Annotated in this window: 2 protein-coding genes; both read left to right on the top strand. The window is 62.5% G+C overall.

Features of this window, described 5'->3' with window-relative positions:
• A partial coding sequence (locus tag FJ980_RS34315; protein ID WP_140547749.1) for a DUF4142 domain-containing protein occupies positions 1 to 415 on the top strand: 415 nt, incomplete at its 5' end.
• Positions 416 to 436: 21 nt separating this feature from the next.
• Positions 437 to 1021 (top strand): general stress protein (locus FJ980_RS34310; protein WP_140547748.1); only part of this gene is annotated, 585 nt, incomplete at its 3' end.

Genomic DNA, 1021 nt, shown 5'->3' with positions numbered 1-1021 from the left:
GGCCTATGTGGACATGCAGCGCAAGGCGCACGCCGATGCCGTCAATCTGTTTGAAAGCTACGCCCGCGACGGCCACAACGCGGCCCTCAAGACGTTCGCCCAGCAGACGGTCGATACGTTGAAGATGCATCGGCAGATGATCGAAAAGATCGCCGCCGGCCAGGACTCCATCACGGGAGCGACAACGCCCGCTGTGAAAACCACGAACACGCCCAATGCCGCGGCCCTGGTGCCCGGCGCAAACAGTTTCACCGAGACCCAGGCAAAGAGCCGCATCGAGGATGCCGGCTATTCCAATGTGTCGAAGCTTGCCAAGGACGATCAAGGCATCTGGCGCGGCCAGGCGACCAAGTCAGGCCAAAGTGTCGCCGTCGGGCTCGACTATCAGGGCAACGTCGTCGCCGACAGCAAATGAGCCCGATCAGGAGATATCAAAATGAAAACCGTAACTGCACTGTTCGACAACTATGACGACGCAGCCGACGCGGTCGGCGAACTGGAAGCGTCCGGAGTGCCACATTCCGATATCAGCATCATCGCCAACAACTCGGATGGCTGGTACGAGAGAGATCGTTCCGAAGCCGCTGAAGATGCCGCGAGCGGTGCAGGGATAGGGGCCGTGGTCGGTGGCGCCGGCGGTTTGCTGACAGGGTTGGGCGTCATGGCCGTTCCGGGCGTCGGACCTGTGGTTGCGGCCGGATGGCTTGCCGCTACCGCCACCGGGGCGGTTGCCGGCGCGGTGGCTGGTGGTGCGGCGGGCGGTATCATTGGCGCTCTGACGGATTCGGGCGTTTCCGAAAACGATGCAAATGTCTATGCAGAGGGCGTACGTCGTGGCGGTACGCTGGTGACGGCCAAGGTGGACGATGGGCTTGTTCCGGAAGCCGAGGACATTCTGGGTCAGTCCAGCTCGGTTGACGTGATGGAACGCCGCAGGGCTTACGAGGCGGATGGCTGGACCGGCTTTGACGTCAACGCGGGCGACTATGTCCCTGAGCGCGACGGCGGCAGGGCAATAAAC

This window comes from Mesorhizobium sp. B1-1-5 (genome assembly GCF_006443065.1).
Lineage (GTDB): Bacteria > Pseudomonadota > Alphaproteobacteria > Rhizobiales > Rhizobiaceae > Mesorhizobium.
The sequence above is the reverse complement of the archived record's forward strand: the minus strand, read 5'-3'. Positions and strand labels throughout refer to the sequence as shown.